Annotated in this window: 2 protein-coding genes; one reads left to right on the top strand and one right to left on the bottom strand. The window is 37.9% G+C overall.

Annotated features, from left to right (window positions below):
* Window positions 1–77: 77 nt before the first annotated feature.
* A complete protein-coding gene (locus PX482_RS27925) occupies window positions 78–698 on the bottom strand; it encodes a tetratricopeptide repeat protein (protein WP_373276131.1) in 621 nt (206 codons plus the stop codon).
* Window positions 699–916: 218 nt separating this feature from the next.
* On the opposite strand from PX482_RS27925, the gene PX482_RS25615 reads away from it, so the two are divergent.
* Window positions 917–1,723, top strand: coding sequence for a two-partner secretion domain-containing protein (locus PX482_RS25615; RefSeq protein WP_288095427.1), 807 nt, complete (start codon window positions 917–919; stop codon window positions 1,721–1,723).
* Window positions 1,724–1,837: the final 114 nt, after the last annotated feature.

Here is a 1,837-nt window from a genome sequence, read left to right as displayed (position 1 = left end):
GGTTCTTCGTTACTTGGTATGGTTCGATAGGGGGGCATAAATCGACTAAATCCTTATCTGGCAAGAGACTTAATTGATTAGTTCGCTCTAGATAAGAAATAATTGACAAAAATCGCTAAATGCCTTTCTATATAAGGGTTCCATCCCTTATAACCCCCGTCCATTGCATAACACAAACCGAAGAGCCGTTTTAAGGATGTTTGAGCTTCTGTAGAGGGTAAAGATAGAGCGGTTTCTAGGGTTTGAATACTTTGGTCATATTTTCCGCTAAAACGGTAAGCTTCTGCTAAAATTCCTAATGCTGAACGTTCTATGCTTGTATCCTCTATCTGACGACTGATAGCTAAGGCGGTATTAGGTTGACAGGTTTTTTCATCGGTTGAAGCACATAAAAGAGCGATCGCTGTTTGTGGTTGACCAATATTAAGATAAATTTGCGCTTTTTGTGTTAATATTTGACTTAGTTTCCCTTTATTTCCTGTTTTAATGGCATATTTTTCTAACTTTTCTAAGGTTTCAAAGACTTGCTCATTTTGATTTAATTTTTGATAAGCTGTTGCTAAGTTTTCAAGGATAATTTGCTTTTCTTGGGGTTCTGAGGAAGCAGATAAAGCTTTTTTCCAGATTTTTACTGCTTCTTGATAATTTCCTGCTTGATAAGCGTCAATTCCCTCTTGTACCCATTGACGAGGACTCATCGATTGAGCCATCAAAGGAGCATGAAATAAGATAAAGTGAGAGGGTGTTATTTTGCCTAATCCCGAAAAAAAGACTAAGCTGGCGACAAATAGCCAGATCAAAAGACGCGAATAGGAGAAAAAGCGATGAAACACGGTTTACTAAGTCGATCATTGAATCAATGCTGTAATCTTACTATAAAAAGTTGAGGAGTGATGTAACAATGTTCAGGATAAAAATGTTAAAATTTCGTAACCTTGTCAGCTTATTAGTCTCCTTGAGTCTATTTTCAGTTAAAAGTCCAGCTATTGCTCAAATTATTCCAGATACTAGCTTAGGAATCGAAGGTGCTTTCGTTATCACTTTTAATCAACTGCTACAACTAATTCAAGGTGGTGCAAGAAGAGGTGAAAATCTGTTTCAAAGTTTTCAGGATTTTAACATTCGTGAAGGGCAGACGATTATTTTAACCAATGCCAAGGGCGTGAATAATATTTTAATTCGGGTAACAGGGAATAATCCTTCGGATATCTTAGGCAATTTATCGCTTATTAAAGCAGAAACGATTAATAATTTACTGATTAATCTACGGAGTTTGTCCCCTTTACCGAATACTAACTTATCAAGTTTAATTCAACCCCAAGACTTAGGAACAGCAAGCTTATTTTTTCTCAACCCGAATGGGATTTTATTTGGACCCGATGCGAGGTTAAACTTAGGGGGGTCATTTATCGCCACAACCGCTAATCAGATAAAATTTGCAGATGGGACGGTTTTTAGGGCAAATTTAACCCAATCTTCCCCTATTTTAACTATTAGTACCCCTATTGGTTTAGGTTTCACCTCATCTTCTCCTAAACCGATTACCCTACAAGGCCCCGAACAATCCCTTACAGGTGTTCTTCAAAGTATCCCTAAAGTGGCAGGAGGTCCGAATGAAGTTTTAGAAGGGACAAAAACCCTAATTGAGAATATTTTAACTCGCCCTGTCGGTTTACAGGTTTTTCCTAACCAAACCATCAGCAATTCCAAATTCAGAATGTAGCAAGGAATACAGAATACAAAACGCTTTTGCCCTGTAGCTCCCCATCCAAAATCAAGAAGAATTAACGCGAGTAACAGGGATGGCCTCATCGAGCATAAAGTCTAAAAGGTGGTG

It is taken from the genome of Microcystis sp. M53602_WE12 (assembly GCF_030065455.1).
GTDB classification, from domain to species: domain Bacteria; phylum Cyanobacteriota; class Cyanobacteriia; order Cyanobacteriales; family Microcystaceae; genus Microcystis; species Microcystis aeruginosa.
Note: the sequence above shows the minus strand (reverse complement) of the source record. Positions and strands in the feature narration are given on the sequence as shown.